The organism is Haloterrigena sp. H1, from assembly GCF_005938085.1.
Classification (GTDB): domain Archaea; phylum Halobacteriota; class Halobacteria; order Halobacteriales; family Natrialbaceae; genus Natrinema.
Map to the genome: position 1 here is coordinate 121,433 of NZ_SMZK01000004.1, position 17,788 is coordinate 139,220.

Here is a 17,788-nt window from a genome sequence, read left to right on the forward strand (position 1 = left end):
ATTCCCTATCTATATGAATAACAAATATTTATAATATGGAAGCCTCGACTGTCCCATTATGACTAATATCGCATATGTTCATCAGTTTTGGAAGGGGATCGATTCTCCAACACATCGATGGAGGGGTCAATGAGCGGGACGTGGGGATTTACGACATCGCGACCGACTGACGCTCGGTATGGCGACGATGTCGCAAAATACGCGATGTCGAATGGCGAACAGGGCCTGAAAACGTTCGTTCGGGAGGTCCTCCAGAACTCGAACGACGCCCGCCTGGATAACGACGATCCTGCACAGGTCACCTTCCGCCTCGAGACTCTCGAAGGCGACGATCTCAAAGCCTATTTGAACGCCCTGGATATCAACACCTGGTCCGACCACGCATCTCTTGCCGCTGACACGGAAAGCGGTGAACACATCTCCGAAGCAATGGCGCGAATCGAGGATGAAAAATCGCTCCGCGTCCTCACTATCGAAGATCAGAATACCCAGGGGCTCCTCGGTGCCGAGACTGCTGACCAGTCTAACTTCACCGCTCTCGTCCGTGACGTTCTCTTCAGTAGCAAATCCGGTGACACATCTGGTGGGAGCTACGGCCTCGGCAAAGCTGTTCTCTGGCTGTATTCCGGGCTCTCGATGGTGCTGTTCAACTCCTCGCTCAGTGAACCCACTCCTCGAGACGACTCCCCACGGCTTATCGGGCGCACCCGTCTCCCGACTCACAAGTCGAGCGACGGCGACACCGTTTACCAAGGCCACGGCTGGTTCGGTAACGTTGATGCCGACGAAAGTGGTGCACGCCCCGAATCTCTCTGGGGTGACGAGGCCAGACAGTTCGCTGATGACCTCAAACTCAGCCGCCCAGATAGTCCCGGAACGAGCATTCAAGTTGTCGACTTCCGCGTTCCCACTGCCGAAGAACGCCTTGCCGATGAAGAACTCGCAGACAAAATCACTGAAAAGGCAATTGAGTGGTTCTGGCCAGCGATCTACCGTGGAAATCTTGAGGTCACCGTCGAGACCGACACCGAGACGAAATCGGCGAGTATAGCAGAGTACCCTCGGTACACTCCGTTCACTACATGTCTCAATGACCGCACTGCTGCCACTGACGAACTCACCGAGGCCGGTGATGTCGTTGAGAAACCGATCACACTGACCATTCCCGCAAAAACGGACGAGAGTGGATCGACCGAGGGAGATCTCGACTTGCTCGTCCGCCGTGCGAACCCGGACGAGAGGTATCAGCGCAACAGCGTTGCGTTCGTCCGTGGTGCCGGAATGGTTGTCGAATACTACGACCGCGACAAAGTCGTAGTCGGGAACGAAGACTTCCACGCTGTTCTCCTCGGCGGCCGCGCTCGTCCTTGGGGCACTGGTGATAACCCTTCGGACGTTGACGATGTCGTTGAAGAATTTCTCACCACTGCAGAACCACCTCAGCACGACGAGTGGCGACGGACCGAATCCCTCGCTAACACGTACAAGCAAGGGTTTCGAACTGCCGTTGAAGGAATCAAACCGGATGTTACCGACACGCTCCGCGAACTTGTTGCCCCGAACGTCGATCGCGGCTCGACCGGTCCCGAAAGACTCGGGAACCGCTTCAAGATCGGGAGCAAACGCCGGAGCGGCTCCACCAGCCGCGAGTCTCCCAGTAGTCAGCGTGTCACCGGCGACACCGACATCGCCTTTGACGAGACGTACGACCACTGGCAATTCGAAGGTGAAGTCGAACCCTTGAGCGACCGGAACGAAATCCGGCAAGTAACTGTCTCGCTCGTTCGAATGGCCGAAGAGCGTGCGACTAACGACCGGCTCCCTGTGCGTAATATCTCTTCGGATACGACCGGGGTCTCCATCTCGCTCCCCGACGAAAACGGCGTGCAGGTCGGTCGCCTTGACCCGCCACCGGGGACGACCTCGCTCACCTTCGAGGGTACGTCTGAAGAAGACATGCGTCGCGTCGAAACCCGACTCAAAGTATCAGTTGCCGTTGCCGAACGGAGGGATAACTGATGGCTGTTCTGGACAACGAACTTGACGACAAATCAGAGGACGAATCAGAGGACGAATCAGAGGACGAACAACTCCAGACGGGGAGTCTCGTCACCCAGTCTCTCCCGCACAGCTACGCCCGTGATGCCCTTGACTTCACGGTCGAGACGATTCAACTGGACGGTGCTGATCTCGGCGACCGTGGCGAGCTCGATGAATCTGCCCGCTACCTTTCGCTCGTCGACGAAGCTGGCTGGACTACCCTCACGCTCGAAGGGACGATCACGCTCGACATGGAGACGGTTAAAGAGGTCTTCTCGACGACCGAGTGGGATGCCCCATCGGGTCGGCTTGCGCTCGTGAAAACGAACCCTCTCGCAATCAGCCGCGACCGAACGATCCTTTCCGACCCACCTGTCGAGCCCGACACTTACTCGTTCAGCATCGACATCCACCGTGACGACCACCGAGGAACCGTCGTACTCGAACCGCACCTTGTCCGGGCGAGCGAACGCGGCCCCGGGGCGTCGAACTGTGCTTCGAAAGTTGGCTCTCGGCTCGCAAACGGCATCTCGTGGACGCTTGAGCTTGACGAACGCACGGACGGCGGCGGACTACTCATGCCGATTATCGAGGATTTCAGTGATACTGACCGTCTTCCCGACGATCAACATATTCACCACTTGAGTCTTGACGAGCCGCGTAACCCTCAGCTCTACTTGAACCGCGAACACCCACAGGTTGTGAAAGTTCTCGAAAACAGTGGGTCCACAGGCGGTCCACCTCGGCTTCGTGATGTACTCTATGATTATATTGAGCACTCCGTATGGACTCAACTGCTTATACAGACTGCTCGTGATACCGATCCAGACACTGGCGAAACCCAATACAGCTGGCAAGATGACGTTCTAGACCTCTTCTTAGATGACCTTTATCCCGATCATGAGGAGGAGGACGCTGCGATCCAGTTCGCGACCGATGTTCGAAGTATCGAAGACCTTCCCGCGCTCGTCCAGAACGTCGAACACGCTGTCCACCAGCGCTACGACATCCCGTCCGACACAACCAAACTGATCGAAGAGGCGATCCAGAATGACAACTAAACTGTACCACCTCCAGAGCGCTGCTCACCCGCTTGTCGACAACAGGGTTCTGAGCGGAGAGCGGACACTCACTGAGGATGATCTCCGTCCTTACCTCACGCCGCTCGGTCGCTCGGTCGACCTTGCGCCTGTTGACGACTGTATTGATGAGATACGCAATGCCGATAATATTGATCCCCAGGACAGCGATATTGATGCGGAACTCGCCCCTACCCTTCACCGTACACTCGATCTGACCCGTTATGAGGCCGCGGACGCCGGGCTCTGGCACTACCTCTGTCTCGTCCGGTTCCCCGAGTTCGTCCACTACCGCTGGGACCACGTTTTTGATCCCGATAGCCCTGGGAACATGGAGGAGAAGTTCTTGAAAGGTGGGAGTGACATCTACTCAAATGCCCTCCATCGTCTCTGGTGGGCTGCCGAACTCACGTATGAGGATGGCGCTTCTGGTGATCCCGTCGACCGAGATTACGAGCGCACCCGGCGCGTCCTCGGCTTCCAGGAACTCGCCAACGACATTCTTGACCACGACTTCGCCCGATACAAACCTGTTACGCACGCCTGCGCAGACCTCCTCTGTCACGAGGCCCTTGATGCGCTCAAAGACGATGATGTGTATGCAGACCCTCCGTCAAACAGCCATATCGTCAGCCGCACTACGACTCTTCTCCGCGAAGAGCTTACCGTCCGGCGCGTTGAGGCGATGGATAACGATGATATCGTGGCAACAGTTGAGGATCTCCGTGACTACGTCATGCGCGGCGAAGACGAACGGTAGCACGCCCGTATTGTCTCCCGAACCTTTCACGATCTGGTTTGGGTTTGACAGCGTGTTTCGGTATAGACGACAGTGTCTTTCTGACTCATTGACGAAGCAGTTTGTCAAATCTGTCTTTTTAACAATCTTGTCCCCTTCAGCGAGACGAATACTCAGAAGCGAACTGGGCCATGAGTGTTCGGCAGGCGACGGTCCTGATTCCCTAATGTATTTTTCCGGAAGCCGACGGCGAATTTGAGCTCACAAGCGTTGGTTGTGAACTGGTGGTATCGATAAAAAGGTGCGGGTCGTTTGTCGTGTCTTTCATTGCTTGCAAACCCGTACATCGGAACGTGAGCCAGCAGAAGGTGATTGAGGAATTTCGATTAGGGCTACTCCAATGGGCCGAAGACAACCTGCGGTCTTTCGCCTGGCGAGAAACATCGGACCCCTACGAAATCCTTGTGGCAGAAATCCTTCTCCAGAAAACCGCTGCTGAGAAAGTCGAACCGATCTATAATGAGGTCATAGAAACGTATCCCACGATAACGGCACTAGCAGAAGCGGATCAAAATGAGCTTGCCGAGATAATCTATTCGCTCGGATTTCAGAATCAGCGAAGCCAAGCACTGATAACGATCGGACAGACTCTTCGCGATACTGGGATTCCCGCTGATGAAGCACAGCTTCGTGATCTTCCTTACGTCGGGCAGTATGCAGCGAATGCTACTCTATGTTTCGCGTATGGGGAACCACGTCCGATTGTTGATGAAAACGTTGTCCGCGTCTACAACCGCATCTTCGGCACCGAGTTGGGCTATCGTGACGAAGAAGCATGGACATTGGCTTCTTTGGTGCTCCCTCAAGACGACTCTCGCCGATTCAATCTAGCCATTTTGGATTTCGGTGCCACCATCTGTGCACCGAAAGTACCGAACTGTAACAGTTGTTTTTTCACACACTCCTGCAACTATTATCAATCGATTTCGCAAGAATAGATGCTAAGCAGCAGGATCAGCATTACGGGGAGTCGTCACTTGTTGCCGTCTCTTCGAGCGTGTCTAGAACTGCCCACTCGAGTCCGGCCGCCAGCGAGAGATACGCATAGTCATACCAGAAATCGAAATTCTGATTGCCGTCCAAGTATGTCATGATGTGGTCGTTCGCGTCACCATTATAGAACGCATCTGGATACGTTGATTCCAACTCTTGAAGTTCACTAAGGACATCACCAGACGTGTGCTTCATCAGATACGCATTGTGCGTTAGATCGTGGACGACCTCTTCGATATCTTTATTTTCCTGATTAGCCCGATCATGGGCTAAATTGGCGAATTCCTTGATTTTCTTTTCCATTGAATCTGCGGTCATTACTGGTTCCCAGTCGCCATTATACATCGTATTGGCAAATGGATCCCACAGTTCTATGAATGTTCTTACGATGCATCTCGTCATGCCGGGTGTCCGAATCGTTAAATGATTCTCGGTTGGTGCTCTTCATAGCCATATTCTATCGGATCTTCTTGAGCAGAATAGAACTCAAGAAGCCCTCCAACCCCTTGGGGGCTCAAAAACACGTCGGCGAACAGTTGCAACACGCGTAATCAGTGATTCCCGCGCCTCCACTTTGATCGGTGCGTCGTTTGATGTCCTCTCCGAACACGGACTCATATCTTTCATCGATGATCTGTTGGATAAGCTCCGCGAACGAATTCTGATTAGCTGGATTCTCCACGAGTGATCAATATGTACTCTCAAAGTGATGCTCATGAGAAGGCCGATCCCGTCTTGAGGTTTCGTGTGCTGCTTCGTGCAACACCACGAGATACAAGTCGTGCATCCAGACCGTACGCTGGCGACTTGTCACGCCCGAGTCGGTGAGCACGATGATGTATGTCCTGTTGTCGGTCCAGGTATCGGCACTCGCCTCGCTGTAGTACACATCTCGATCAATTCCAAGCTCTGCTGCCAGTACTCGCCGAGACGAATATACCGTCGCTGATCAGCGTTTAACCGAGATATATTCTCAGTCCGATGATAACAGCCCAGCCCTCTTCCTCCGCTTGCTTGCCAATATCGAACGTCTCCGGCACCGCTATTGACGGCCCTCGTCGGTGGTGACATCGCGAAGCCGCTGCGTCGCTGAATCACTTATATTGAGAACGGTGTAGCCGCGTTTGACGAACTGGTCTGTGCCTTTTTCGGATCCACCAACCAACCCAACCTCCGGGGCTGCTTGGATCTCTTTGAGGTTGATGAGGGACTCAGTTGTCAACTTGAACAGTTTGCGATCGGCCCACTGCTCATCCGATGACTCAGATGCCATCACTTCCCGACTCTCAGCAGTCAGCGGATCGTCCGAAACATCCGCATACAGATCATCATGTGCTTCCTTGAGAGCGTTATTGATCCGCTGTCAGCGATCACAGCCGGACTGGATGTCGTTGCGGGAAAAGATCAACTCTCATTACGATTTCGCTCCGGCACTTTGTCTTCGTTGATCTCATAGATGCCATGCCCCAGTGGCTTGACGATATCGTCCTGTTTCAGACGCCCAAGTCGCTCTCGGACGTACTGCGAAGAGTAGCCCGCTTCTTCGGCGATAAGCGGTGCATTTGCACGTCCTTCGCGAAGCACGTTGAGGATCGCCCAATCAGCGTCGCGCATATCGTCTGCATCCATGGATTTGGTTGCTATACTCATCGGTGTATGATAAGTTGATGGCAATGGCCAAAAACCTACTGGTGATAACCTACAACCAATAGGTTTAATAGATTGGCTGATAGAGTAGTAGCTGTGAGGCGCAGGGGGCCGGGAAAACCGATTCTCGGCCGGCTGTTGGAGCAGCCGACCTGCGTCCTCCGTGCTAGAAGGACAATGAGTGTTCAACCGCGAACCCACGAAACGGTTTCGGAAGCACAGACTACCGACCCACGCGCCGACTACATCTCCGTAGGCATCGACAACGAGGGCGCACACCACGTTTACCGGACGACCGACGAGTCCGTTCACGTTATCGAGAACGGCGAGCGCACCGTCCGCTACGACCTCAAGGACGTCGAGAAGACGATCGACGACTGGATTGACTACATCGCCGACCGTCGCGGCGGCTTCGAAGTGCAGTACCTGTTCAAGACGATGGCTGACGCGATCGTCGGCGCTGTCGAGGTGAGCGACCAATGACGATCGTCAACGATCACGAAGCTATCGCAAAGCGTGCCGAACAACTCGAGCGCGAAGGCGCTCGCGAGATGCGCCTGCGAGCGGAAGCCCACGCCGTCGCCGGCTACGAACCGGGCGACATCGAAGCAACCGACGGCTCGGAGATCATTATCGCCGACGACGATAGCCGAGCCCACACTCTCGAGACCGAGGATGGAATTCTGCTCGTCGATGCCGACGACGACCCACGTCTTGCAACCGACGGCGGCTGTGACCAGTCCACCGAACCGACCGTCGAATTCGTGCTCGAGTACACGGCGATCAACGGCTGTCGCCGACGGGTGATGGTTGTCCCCGATACCGGTGGCGAAGCCTGGCGGATCGAACACGAACGCCGCAATAGCAACTGGAGAGAAACTGGTCGCGAACCGATTACCGAAGTCGATCTTCACGTACAGGGACGGCCCAGCGAGCCCGATTCCAGTGAAAGCGATCAAAGACAGTCTGCCGTGCCCGATGGCGGCCACATGTACCGTGAGATGTTCCTCACGGAGCAGAGACACTACTGCGATATCTGCGAGTGTCCATTCGACTCGCTCACCACGCTGGCAAGCCATGACTGTCGACTCCAACCCGAGGGTGGCTAGCTGAGCCAGTACACCACCTCGGGATCGCGTTGACTTATTCAGCCCAGTAGACCGCCGCACTTCGCCACTCGAGACGGAGCCACCAACCCCCGGTAGACTGATACCGGACTTTCGAACACGAAGACGTCTTTCAGGGAGACGGCCACTGCACTCCCTCGACGGCTCTCGAGTCGGTAGCCTACTGCTCCACCAGCGTTCCCGACATCGACCAGCAGCGCGAGTCGAATCGCCCGACAACGACACCGAATCCAGAACCAAATGAGCGCGAACACAGACTGTCCCGGATCTGATGCACAGACACTCCAAATACTTGCCGACGAACTCGAGCGCCTCCACGAGCGTGTCACAACCCTCGAGGACGAACTCACCCGAAAGGACGACCGTATCGGTCATCTCGAGGCCGAACTTGAGGAGGCCCACAGAGAAAATAAGGATCTCGAAGCACGGCTCGAGGACCTGGAAGAATCACAGACACCCATCGAGGCACGCCTAGACGCCCACGAGAAGAAACTCAACGCCAACAAAGATCGCGTCGGCGAACTCCAGGCACGCGAACTCGAGAAGGGTGCACACCTCCTGGAGGAACACATCGACGAAGGCGAGATCGACGTTGTGGATGGCCGCCTCGAGCGCATCCAGAAAGACGACGGTGAGAGCTACTTCCGATTACCCGAGAGTGACGATCCACTCGAGCGTGGTGGCGATGTCTCCCTCTCGTATGGGGATCTGCTTCCACTCCAGCAGCTCGCGAAGATGGACGAGGATATGCTCCGGGCGACGACATCGGCGCTTCCGTCACGGCTCGCTGCAAAGCTCTGGAAGGCACGTACCGATCCGGCAGTTGGAGACAACCCCTGGAGGAAAGGGAGTGCAAGCGTTCGAGAGTACGTTACCGCCGGCGACATGAAACACTGGATCCGACGGCAGGAGAAGGGGATCAGCGACGACTATGCGAAGAAGTTGGTCTCCCGAACGATCGACGCGTTACTCGATCTCTCGAGGAGCAGGCTGGCAGTCAAAAAGCGGACACAGCGCAAGAACGGCCTCGAGTACACGGAACGACGCGTCTTGTTGATGGACGATGTTGAGATCCCTGGTGAGATGGCCGGCTCCGGAGACACCTGACGTCAACAGGTGAGGGTGTCTCCCGACTACCCACAACCCCTGGGAAGGGTCTCACTCTATCCGTCTAACTAATATCCAGCACAAGAGCGGTTGTATGCAGTGTACTGTTACTCTGTAGTATGTCGTTTGATCGGTCGTTGTCGGTCTCACTCCAAGGACTTCCCTGTGGGTGTGTCTGAAGACGCCAGCTGTCACCGGAATCCTCTCGTCTCGAGAACATGGTTTTGTAGATAAGAACGCGATTAGACGGAACATACGCGGCAACATGACTGCCCGGTCGCATCTCTGCGACGGCCCGGAGTGTCCGGTGCCGGGCTGAGGGAACGAGATCGGTGATGCGGGATGGAACGGCTGCGATCTATGTGGCCGTCACGAGTGAAGTCCACGGAACGATTTTTCCGCGGCATGTCTGCCCGCAGTGTGGATACGTAGTGTCAAAAAACGTCTTTCACGGCACCGAGTGCTGCTCACTGGGGCAATGATTGTATTCGGCAGATATCTGCTGTATTCGATGTGCCTCAGTCAGCGAGAGTGGCGTGCTACCACCACACATAAAAACAGTGATATACCCACCCGAAGACTCATCACCGCCACGCGGATAGTACGGTTAATAATGTCAGACAATAGCTCTGACAGTGGCGAAGAAGCGGAGACCTCGGACGCGACTGTCTCCACTCCAGACGCTACCGCGGACGCAACCGCTCTCGACGCCACGGCAGTCATCGGATTCTCTGTCGAGGAGATTCAGGATCGGCTGGACGACGACAAGATCGCGGAAGCGCTGGTGCTGACGTCGACGCGTCTCGAGAGCATCCTGAGCCGGGCGATTGCGGACCGGTACGACATCACTATGGACCAGTTCGAAGATCTGTACGGCAATAACGGGCTTGGCCGGTACCGGCACATGGCGTTTGTCCTCGACCTGTTCGACCAGTATCAGGACACTCTGAAAACAGTCGTGGAGTATCGGAACAACCTGGCGCACGACTACGGCTACCTCGACACGCTGCAGACCGATCCCGATGAACGCGAAGCGGTCGAATCGGTCCTCGAAGACACTGTCGAGTTCATTGATCAGGTCGAACTGTAGCGGTAGTAGGTCCGCTGGTTGAAACGCGGCGAGAGGTCTTCTTCGAGTCGATGCCTGTTTCTCCCAGCTTCTTCTATACATGGAATTCAGCTGAAGATCAGGCGTTCGAACGCGACGCAGTACGCGGGCCAGGAGACGAATGGCTATGTGTGGAAGATCAACAAGACTTCTTCAAAAAACGGCACGGCTGACGCGGGAGTATTTCTACGTTCTCTACCAGAACTGTAGTCACTCCAAATTTTCTTCTACTTCACTATCTGGTACCCCTACACCGTACTCGTTGAGTTGCTTTTGTTTGCCAAGCTCAGCAGTCGCCCGCTCCTCACACTCATCACGCAAGTCTTCTTTCATATCCTCAATCCGCCAATCAATCCACTTGTCCTCAAGAACTGTCTCTAAATTATCTTTTGCTGTATAGTTTGAGACGACCTTCAGATCAGCACGCTCATCGTCCCACTCAGATAGGAAATTGATTCGTTTACCAGCCCCAATCAAGTCATCAACAATACCTGTCACACGTTCCTCAGTGTAGTTCAGTGAGCTATTCGAGACGTATTCCTCAATGTCTGCACGATCGACGCATGGATATCGCCCCTCGACACGACGAGCCTGTACCACTACTCGCAGCTGATCCACGATAATCGCAGTTGGTAAGACATCTGCCTGCCCAAAACTTGTCGTCACCCGGTCTAACTCACCATTTAGCGCCGCCATATCGTGTGTATGCCGTCGCTCCAACTCCTGAAGCATCGCATCTGGCTCTTCAGCCTCCAAGTTGTCTGGGAAAGATGTCGGCCGTGCCTGCCGAACCCATAACGTGTCGTAATAGGCATCTACGACCCATGTAATGAACTTCGCGCCCTCCTCGATGATAGCCTTCGCAATCTTATCGCCATGGTTGGCGTACGTTGATAGCACGAACTCCATATGGTCAATTTCGCTCCCCAGATATTCCTCCTCAATGTACTCCTTGTGCTCTTCAGCGATCTGCTTACGCTCTTTGAGCTGATTCACGACTGACTCAGCGCTGTTTGGAATCGACGATTTTGCCTCTCCGAAAATTACACTCCCATCCAAGTTCCACAGAAGGAAATCAAAGTTCGGCACACCAAGCTCCTCTAGCGGTTCCGCGGTGAAGAATTTATACCCAGCTGGACGATCCTGTACGAACGGGAAAATAGAGTAACTAATCAGTTTCCGGTGCTGGCGCTGAACATCTATTTCTTTTCGAAGGTCTTCGCGCTTAGACTGTTCCGGAAATGCGTCGAGTTTGTGCTCGATACACTTACCGTATAACCCGCGATACTTCGTTTCTTGACCCTCCGGCACCGATTTAGGAGGGTCAACATTCGTCATGTGTTATGCTGCCGTCTGAGACTCATAGAGTCGCATTTCAGCGCCACCATCCAACAACTGAATCACGGCCAGATAGAACTCGACGAGAGATGGGAACGAACAGTTCTGTTTTGGGACAATCCGCATTGACTCTTCAGTCGCGCTGACATTGAACAACGATCCTCGATTCTCGTCGGTTACCTGCGCAGAGAAGTCCAACGACCCAGCCTGTTTCGTAACGTCCGTGAAGCTGAAATTCAGATCATTGCTGTTCTTCGTGCCTTTGATAAAATTCTCGGCCTGCATCAACGACACTTGTTGGTCAAAATCTATTTCACCAGAACTCACTTCCGGCACCTGCACTTTCAAGTTTCCCGGCACCACCTCCCGTTTCTTGAACTTGATCTGATTCGCCACGTCCAATAGCTCAAGAACATTCACGACGACCTCACTCAGCAGCTCAAATAGGATGTTGAAGCTCTCTTGGTTGACGGTCTCTAAGGTGAACTTTCCGGATGTGTCGATCCTGATGGAGACGTTCTCATGTTCATACTGGATACGGGTGGGAACCACACCGTATTCCTCACGGAACTCGTCAAGCCGGTCTCTGCCATCAATTCCTTTGTATTCGATTTCACGATCGACATCCGGTCGAGTTCGGGCACCTGCCAAGCTTGGAACGCGCTTCGAATTAAATTCAGAAATCCGCATGTCCTCGTAGGTATTGAGGACAATTTCGTTCATCGTCTGGAAGTCCTCGGTCATAATCGGCATCGGCGACAGACAGTCGCTATGTTCCGAGACTGGACGGAGAGCTTGTCGAATGGCTTCTTCAGTTTCGGCGGTGACGACCATCTGGAGATCGTCTTTGTACTCTCCAACGTAGAATCTGGCAGGCTGCTCTGTACCTTTTCGGTTTCGGTACTCGCTGACGAACTTCGTGATGTCACCGAGTTCTTCGGTTTCGTAGTGTTCGTCGAGGTAGTCCTCCCAGCCGTCGTCGGAGAGATAGAGAAACGATTTGATGCGTTGGCCGTGGTACCCTTCTAGGACACGCTCTGGCGAGTCAAAGATGACTCGGCAGAATTCTTTGAGATTGTATTGTCCTTCGGGTATGTGCATTTGGGGTACCTCCGACAGCGTTGTTTGTTGAATGTGCTACATCGGGGCGTATATTAGTTCCCCATTCGGAGCGAAAGTAGAAATTCACCGTGTCTGGAATTCACTCGTCATAAATCGGGAGAATAGTTAAACTGGATCCCGGAGGAAAACTCTCTTTGTCATCCTGAGTGTGTTACAGGCTCAAAAATAGTGTGCTACACAGATTTACATTACCACCGACATATACCCAGAAGTACAATGTTTGGATTGCTTTGGGCCGTGATCGACCTAATCAAGCGAAGAGTCTCATCGTTCCTTGGCTGGTGTCGAGACCCTTGGAGTGGCAGTCGCATGACCCGCCCTTTCACCCGAGACTACACGCGTACCGGAGAATCACTCATATACATCTTCATCCATCGAACGGGATCAGCGATCTACAGCGTCCTCTACGTGCTCATCTTCGATGGGTTAGCAACAGTAGCCCAATTCGTAGTTGGGATGTTTAGTGACCTCTGGCACTCCGACTATCGATACGGACGATACGTCGTAGCACTGTTGGCTGCCGGCATCAAGACTGCTATCCTCGGAATCATTTCGGGGGTCGTGTTCGTCGCAACGCTGGTGAAAAGTATGCTCTTCGAAAAGTAGCCGGTTATCTAAGCCCTGCCTCATCCATCATCTCGACCGCGAGATGATCAGGTTCTTCCCCCAAGTAATTCTCACGAAAACTGTCACCGTCCCTTTGTGCGTGATGTCAAACTCGAAGGAAGCTGTCGCCGAACTCGAGACCGGCCTGCAGTGATGCTTTGCTGCGTTCGGGAATACCTTCGGTATCTGTCTCTCCGCGCCGCTCAATAATATGGTAGAAATGGTCAGTTCAATTTAACAAGGGAGTACACTGTTCCTGTGAGAGGAGCGCATTCGACGGATACTATTAAGCGGATGACTGTCGAAACAACCATACAGAACTGCAATGGCTGGCATTACAGATCCACGGCCACCACTTCCGGAGTGGATTCTCGAATGCTACGATCGACTGTGTACACAGGCATGTCGGCCAGGCCAGCGAAAAGACAGTGTTCCGCTGATCGACTACGACGACGCAGCCGACATGCTGATCGCCGATTCAGAGTTAGCACTCGAGCAACGGGACGTCGAGCACGCACTTACTCGCCTCCTCGAGCGGGGCTACTTCTACGAAGTCGAGGATGAACTTCGGATCACGTCACCAGAAGAACAGTGCTAACGACTCCTCGAAGAGTTGCCTTGCATGCCGATAGGTCGCGACACCAAGCTGCTCGAGTCGGTCTTCCACCTCGCCGCCCCATTATCGAAATTGGCTAGAGGCGACGGCTTCGCTCTGCTGGATATCTACCTCATACTCGTCGAACACAGACTCGAATCCCTCGTCGACGACCTGCTGGACAAGCTCCGCGAACGAACGTCGATTACCCGTATCCTCAACGAGCGACCGATACGTACTCTCGAAGTGATGCCCATGCGAGGGCCGATCCCGACTTGAGGTTCCGTGAGCGGCTTCGTGCAACATCACGAGATACAGGTCGTGCATCCAGACCGCACGCTGGCGGCTCGTCACCGCCGAGTCGGTAATCACGATGTATGTCCTGCCGTCGGTCCAGGCATCGGCACTCGCCTCGCCGTAGTACACATCTCGCTCGATCCCAAGTTCTCGTACGAGCACTCGTGCGAAGCGGAGATAGCGCTGCTGATCAGCGTTCAACTGCGATTCATCCTCGACGCGATGATAGCCAGTCCAGACGCCCTCCGACTCTGCTTGCTCGCCAACGTCAAACGTCTCCGGCACCGCTATCGATGTATCTTCGTCATTGGCGAGATCGCGAAGCCGTTGGGTTGCTGCATCGCTCGTATCGAGGACGACGTAGCCACGCTCGACGAGCTTGTCCGCCCCTTTCTGGGCTCCGTCAGCCCACCCAATCTTCGGGGCTGCTTGAATCTCCTCGAGGCTGATGCGGGACTCGGTTGCCAGCTGGAACAGGTTACGATCGGCCCACTGCTCGTTCGACGATTCGGACGCCATCGCTTCGATCATCACCTCTCGACTCTCGGCAGTCAGCCGGTCGTCCGAGACCTCGGCGTATAGATCGTCACGTGCCTGCTCGAGTGCATGGTCGATTCGCTGCCAGCGGTCACAGCCGGACTGGATATCGTTGCGCGCAAAGTTCAGCGTCATATTTCCCTTTGAGACGACGACCCCGCCGAGTCCGTACTCGCGTTTCGTCGTCACGTACAGGCCATTACTGTATATATCGAGCCCCTCGTGGGGTGTGTATTCGAGTGCGAGGATTGCATCGTCGGTTTCGCGAGTAAGCGACGGATGTGGCGAGTCAGCCACTGCCTCGAGTGGATCGCCGTTGTCGACCGGCTCGCCATTGATCACGACCGAGACGCCGGTTCGGGATTGCACGTACGCGAAGCGCTTGCGAAGATCGCGAACGTAGCGCCGCCACCGGTAGCTGTCCGGGTCCGGCACTTCGTCTTCGTAGTGATCGATCTCGACGAGCATCCCTTCGAGGTGATGCTCAGCGTCCACAAGCTGGCCATCGCGCCCGCTGACGTCTGCCCACGGTCCCGAATCGCGTCGATCCCGATAATCGAAACACAGTGCGGTATCATGACTCCAGATGCGAACGGCTCCCTTTGCGATGATCGCACCCTTACCGATGCCCCACTCGCCGATTGTCTCGTCGTCTGCTCGTTGCTTGCTTCCTGCACCCAGCACTGAGAGGTTGCGTCGCCCTTCGGTCGACTCGAGATCAACGCCGGCCCCGTCGTCGAGGATGATCGATCGCTCAGGTGAGATGCTGACCAACACACGGGATGACCCAGGACTGTCGATGCCGTTTTGGATCGCTTCGCGAATCGCGTCTGTGAGATCCGCCATTTGGTCTTCGATGAGGTACGTTGCAACCCGCTCGTCAGCCGTCATCGTCACGGCTCCGTTCGACGTAACCGGCCATCCGGCGACGTCGGTGCCAGCCGGAACGGCGGACGGACTACCAGTCGGACTCATGCTGATCGGGGAACGCTTCGACGACGCAACGGTGCTCTCGAGTGCGCACGCGTTCGAGCAGGGTGTCGACACCGACCTGTGAGCGGCGGACGATCACGAGATCGTGACCGTCCAAAAACATTATATACTCGTTAACCGCCATTCTGAGTGTGGTTTACGAGACTGGAAACGAGACGGTCGACGACGCACTCGAGCGGGTCGTGGCCAGCGAGCGACTCGACCGGACCGACGGGTTAGCGCTGATGGCCCAGCCGGTCGACGTCCTCGCCGAAGCCGGTGCGGCCGTGCGCGATCACTTCGGTGATGGCACGGTCGATGCCTGCTCGATCGTCAACGCGAAAGCGGGCAACTGCGCCGAGGACTGTGGGTTCTGTGCGCAGTCGGTCCACTTCGACACCGGCATCGACACCTACGGCTTCCTCGGCCCGAAGAAGGTCCTCGAGGCCGCGAAACGCGCCGAACGTGACGGTGCCCAGCGCTTCGGGATCGTCGTCGCGGAGAAAGGCGTCTCGAAGGAACACCGGCCCGAGGAGTGGGCGGAGGTCATCGAGTCGATCCGCCTCGTGCGCGACGAGTGTGATCTCGAGGTCGACGCCTCCCTTGGCATTCTCACCGAGGAGGAGGCTGCGATCCTCGCCGAGGAGGGGATCAACCACTACAATCACAACATCGAAACCTCGCCGAACTACTTCCCCGAGATCGTCGACACCCACAGCTTCGAAGATCGGGTGAAGACCCTCGAGGTCGCCAAGGAGGCCGGCATGGACCTCTGTGCGGGCGTCATCCTCGGGATGGGCGAGACCCCGACCGATCGCGTCGAGGCCGCTATCGCGCTGCAGGACATCGGCATCTCCTCGCTGCCGGTCAACGTCCTCAACCCGGTCGAGGGAACGCCACTGTACGAGCAGGGTGTCGGCATCTCGACCGAAGAGATCGTGAAGACGGTCGCGGTGTACAAACTCCTGCATCCCGAGTCGCGGGTCCGCCTGACCGGCGGCCGCGAGGTCAACCTCGCCCCCGACGAGCAGCACCTGCCGCTGGAAGCCGGCGCGGACGGCCTGCTCACCGGCGACTACCTCACGACAGAGGGCCAGTCACCCGGCGAGGATATCGAGATCATCGAGCGCGCGGGGCTCGAGCCCAACCGGGAGACCAACGAGTTCGACCCCGAGGAAGTGAAGGCCCGCCACAGCGACGCCGCGGAGTCGTCGACCGAGACAGCAGCACGAACAGGCGCAGAACCGAGCGACGACTGATTCAAGACACGATTTATCACGATAACCATGGACGACGTTACGTTTGCGGTACTCGGAACCGGCGGTATCGGCCGACGAGCACTCGAAGTGAGCCAGTACAAAGACGCCCTGACACCCGTTGCGGCGTGTGACCGCCACGGGACCGCGATCGATTTCGACGGCCTCGACGTCGACGAACTACTCGAGGCAACCGAGGGCAACATCGATAACGAGGTTGCAACTGACGGCGGAGCGGACGCGGCGGCCGTCGAAGGCGGCGTCAAACAACACGGCGAAGACCTCGGCGTCGTCGCCTCCGAACAGGCCCGCCCGAGCGAGGATCCGATCCAGGACGTAATCGACCACGGCGACGAGATCGACGCCGTCCTCCTCGCACTGCCCAACTACGAACACGACTTCATCCCGCGGACCGCCGAGCGGTTCATCGAGGGTGACTACTCCGGCGTCATGATCGACGTGCTCAAACGCTCGCGCGTGATCGATATGCTCGACGACCGCCGCGAGGCGTTCGAGGACGCCGGCATCACCTTCATCTGTGGCGCGGGCGCGACGCCCGGCCTGCTGACCGGCGCGGCGGCGCTCGCTGCCCAGTCGTTCGTTGAGGTCACGGACGTCGACATTCACTGGGGCGTCGGCCTCAAATCCGGCTACGAGGACAACCGCGGCACCGTCCGCGAGGACATCGCCCACCTCCCCGACTACGACATCGAGACCGCTCGAGAACTCTCCGAAGAAGAGATCGAAGAAATCATCGACGACCACGACGGCGTCATCGAGTTCGAGGACATGGAACACGCAGACGACGTGCTCCTCGAGCGTGCGGGCGTCTGCGACGCCGAAGACGTCACGGTCGGTGGCATCCTCGACGTGTACAACGACGAGAAGCCGACGACGACCACGGTGCGTGTCACCGGCCGAACCTTCGACGGCGAGACCGCGACGAACACCTTCCACCTCGGCGACGAGACGAGTATGGAAGCGAACGTCAACGGGCCCGCGCTGGGCTATCTGAAGGCCGGCGTGCGACGGAACCGCGCCGGTGAATACGGCGTCTTCGGCCCTGCCGAACTGATGCCCGGCTTCTGACGACACCGCGACGAGCTTCTTCGCCCTTTCTGTGAGATGGATACACACACTGACCAAGAACAGTCTCATACCGACA

Annotated in this window: 19 protein-coding genes; 13 read left to right on the forward strand and 6 right to left on the reverse strand. The window is 56.0% G+C overall.

From position 1 onward, the window contains the following. The first annotated feature begins 129 nt into the window (after positions 1–129). The 4 genes from E2L06_RS20240 to E2L06_RS20255 all read left to right on the forward strand — a co-directional run bounded on the left by E2L06_RS20240 (position 130) and on the right by E2L06_RS20255 (position 4,856). Positions 130–2,019, forward strand: coding sequence for a hypothetical protein (locus E2L06_RS20240; RefSeq protein ID WP_138783336.1), 1,890 nt, complete (start codon positions 130–132; stop codon positions 2,017–2,019). After that, positions 2,019–3,101 (forward strand): hypothetical protein, encoded by a 1,083-nt coding sequence (locus E2L06_RS20245; RefSeq protein WP_138783247.1) that lies wholly within the window; start codon positions 2,019–2,021, stop codon positions 3,099–3,101. The genes E2L06_RS20240 and E2L06_RS20245 overlap by 1 nt, the downstream gene beginning before the upstream one ends. After that, positions 3,091–3,879, forward strand: a complete 789-nt coding sequence (locus tag E2L06_RS20250; RefSeq protein WP_138783248.1) for a DUF6339 family protein — start codon at positions 3,091–3,093, stop codon at positions 3,877–3,879. Before E2L06_RS20245 ends, E2L06_RS20250 begins: the two co-directional genes overlap by 11 nt. Before the next feature lie 332 nt (positions 3,880–4,211). After that, positions 4,212–4,856: a hypothetical protein gene (locus tag E2L06_RS20255; RefSeq protein WP_171052442.1), complete on the forward strand. Its 645-nt coding sequence runs from the start codon at positions 4,212–4,214 to the stop codon at positions 4,854–4,856. A 22-nt stretch (positions 4,857–4,878) separates the two neighbouring features. On the opposite strand, the gene E2L06_RS20260 is transcribed toward E2L06_RS20255, so the two are convergent. From E2L06_RS20260 to E2L06_RS20270, 3 genes are all read right to left on the reverse strand, one after another. Beyond that, entirely contained in the window at positions 4,879–5,256 is a 378-nt protein-coding gene (locus E2L06_RS20260) for a hypothetical protein (RefSeq protein ID WP_138783250.1), read from the reverse strand. 697 nt (positions 5,257–5,953) lie between these two features. Beyond that, a complete protein-coding gene (locus E2L06_RS22635) occupies positions 5,954–6,184 on the reverse strand; it encodes a hypothetical protein (RefSeq protein WP_249361531.1) in 231 nt (76 codons plus the stop codon). 131 nt (positions 6,185–6,315) lie between these two features. Beyond that, the gene (locus E2L06_RS20270) at positions 6,316–6,561 is read right to left on the reverse strand and encodes a winged helix-turn-helix transcriptional regulator (protein ID WP_249361532.1); all 246 of its coding nucleotides are present in this window, start codon (positions 6,559–6,561) and stop codon (positions 6,316–6,318) included. A gap of 174 nt (positions 6,562–6,735) precedes the next feature. Here E2L06_RS20270 and E2L06_RS20275 point away from each other — a divergent pair, with 174 nt between their 5' ends. The 4 genes from E2L06_RS20275 to E2L06_RS20290 all read left to right on the forward strand — a co-directional run bounded on the left by E2L06_RS20275 (position 6,736) and on the right by E2L06_RS20290 (position 9,882). Next, a complete protein-coding gene (locus E2L06_RS20275) occupies positions 6,736–7,041 on the forward strand; it encodes a hypothetical protein (RefSeq protein ID WP_138783251.1) in 306 nt (101 codons plus the stop codon). Beyond that, complete coding sequence (locus E2L06_RS20280; protein ID WP_138783252.1) at positions 7,038–7,667, forward strand: hypothetical protein; 630 nt, start codon at positions 7,038–7,040, stop codon at positions 7,665–7,667. Before E2L06_RS20275 ends, E2L06_RS20280 begins: the two co-directional genes overlap by 4 nt. Before the next feature lie 258 nt (positions 7,668–7,925). Then, complete coding sequence (locus E2L06_RS20285; protein WP_138783253.1) at positions 7,926–8,792, forward strand: hypothetical protein; 867 nt, start codon at positions 7,926–7,928, stop codon at positions 8,790–8,792. Between the two features lie 613 nt (positions 8,793–9,405). Beyond that, on the forward strand, positions 9,406–9,882 hold the full coding sequence (locus E2L06_RS20290; RefSeq protein ID WP_138783254.1) for a hypothetical protein: 477 nt from the start codon (positions 9,406–9,408) through the stop codon (positions 9,880–9,882). Positions 9,883–10,110: 228 nt separating this feature from the next. Here the strand turns inward: E2L06_RS20290 and E2L06_RS20295 are convergent, their stop codons facing one another. Next, positions 10,111–11,238 carry a hypothetical protein gene (locus E2L06_RS20295; protein WP_138783255.1) on the reverse strand — a complete coding sequence of 376 codons (1,128 nt, stop codon included), beginning with the start codon at positions 11,236–11,238 and terminating at the stop codon, positions 10,111–10,113. A 3-nt stretch (positions 11,239–11,241) separates the two neighbouring features. After that, the gene (locus tag E2L06_RS20300) at positions 11,242–12,339 is read right to left on the reverse strand and encodes a hypothetical protein (RefSeq protein ID WP_138783256.1); all 1,098 of its coding nucleotides are present in this window, start codon (positions 12,337–12,339) and stop codon (positions 11,242–11,244) included. A 330-nt stretch (positions 12,340–12,669) separates the two neighbouring features. Here E2L06_RS20300 and E2L06_RS20305 point away from each other — a divergent pair, with 330 nt between their 5' ends. Together E2L06_RS20305 and E2L06_RS20310 are read left to right on the forward strand one after the other, a co-directional pair. After that, positions 12,670–12,966 (forward strand): hypothetical protein, encoded by a 297-nt coding sequence (locus tag E2L06_RS20305; RefSeq protein ID WP_138783257.1) that lies wholly within the window; start codon positions 12,670–12,672, stop codon positions 12,964–12,966. Positions 12,967–13,291: 325 nt separating this feature from the next. After that, the gene (locus tag E2L06_RS20310; RefSeq protein ID WP_138783258.1) at positions 13,292–13,564 is read left to right on the forward strand and encodes a hypothetical protein; all 273 of its coding nucleotides are present in this window, start codon (positions 13,292–13,294) and stop codon (positions 13,562–13,564) included. An 81-nt stretch (positions 13,565–13,645) separates the two neighbouring features. Here E2L06_RS20310 and E2L06_RS22640 read toward each other — a convergent pair whose 3' ends face one another. Beyond that, positions 13,646–15,241: an ATP-binding protein gene (locus tag E2L06_RS22640; RefSeq protein ID WP_249361538.1), complete on the reverse strand. Its 1,596-nt coding sequence runs from the start codon at positions 15,239–15,241 to the stop codon at positions 13,646–13,648. A 10-nt stretch (positions 15,242–15,251) separates the two neighbouring features. Here E2L06_RS22640 and E2L06_RS20320 point away from each other — a divergent pair, with 10 nt between their 5' ends. The 3 genes from E2L06_RS20320 to E2L06_RS20330 all read left to right on the forward strand — a co-directional run bounded on the left by E2L06_RS20320 (position 15,252) and on the right by E2L06_RS20330 (position 17,712). Beyond that, on the forward strand, positions 15,252–15,452 hold the full coding sequence (locus E2L06_RS20320; RefSeq protein ID WP_394348758.1) for an amidase family protein: 201 nt from the start codon (positions 15,252–15,254) through the stop codon (positions 15,450–15,452). 67 nt (positions 15,453–15,519) lie between these two features. Further along, positions 15,520–16,626 carry a biotin synthase BioB gene (bioB, locus tag E2L06_RS20325; RefSeq protein ID WP_138780460.1) on the forward strand — a complete coding sequence of 369 codons (1,107 nt, stop codon included), beginning with the start codon at positions 15,520–15,522 and terminating at the stop codon, positions 16,624–16,626. Positions 16,627–16,653: 27 nt separating this feature from the next. Next, on the forward strand, positions 16,654–17,712 hold the full coding sequence (locus tag E2L06_RS20330) for a transcriptional regulator (protein WP_138780462.1): 1,059 nt from the start codon (positions 16,654–16,656) through the stop codon (positions 17,710–17,712). Positions 17,713–17,788: the final 76 nt, after the last annotated feature.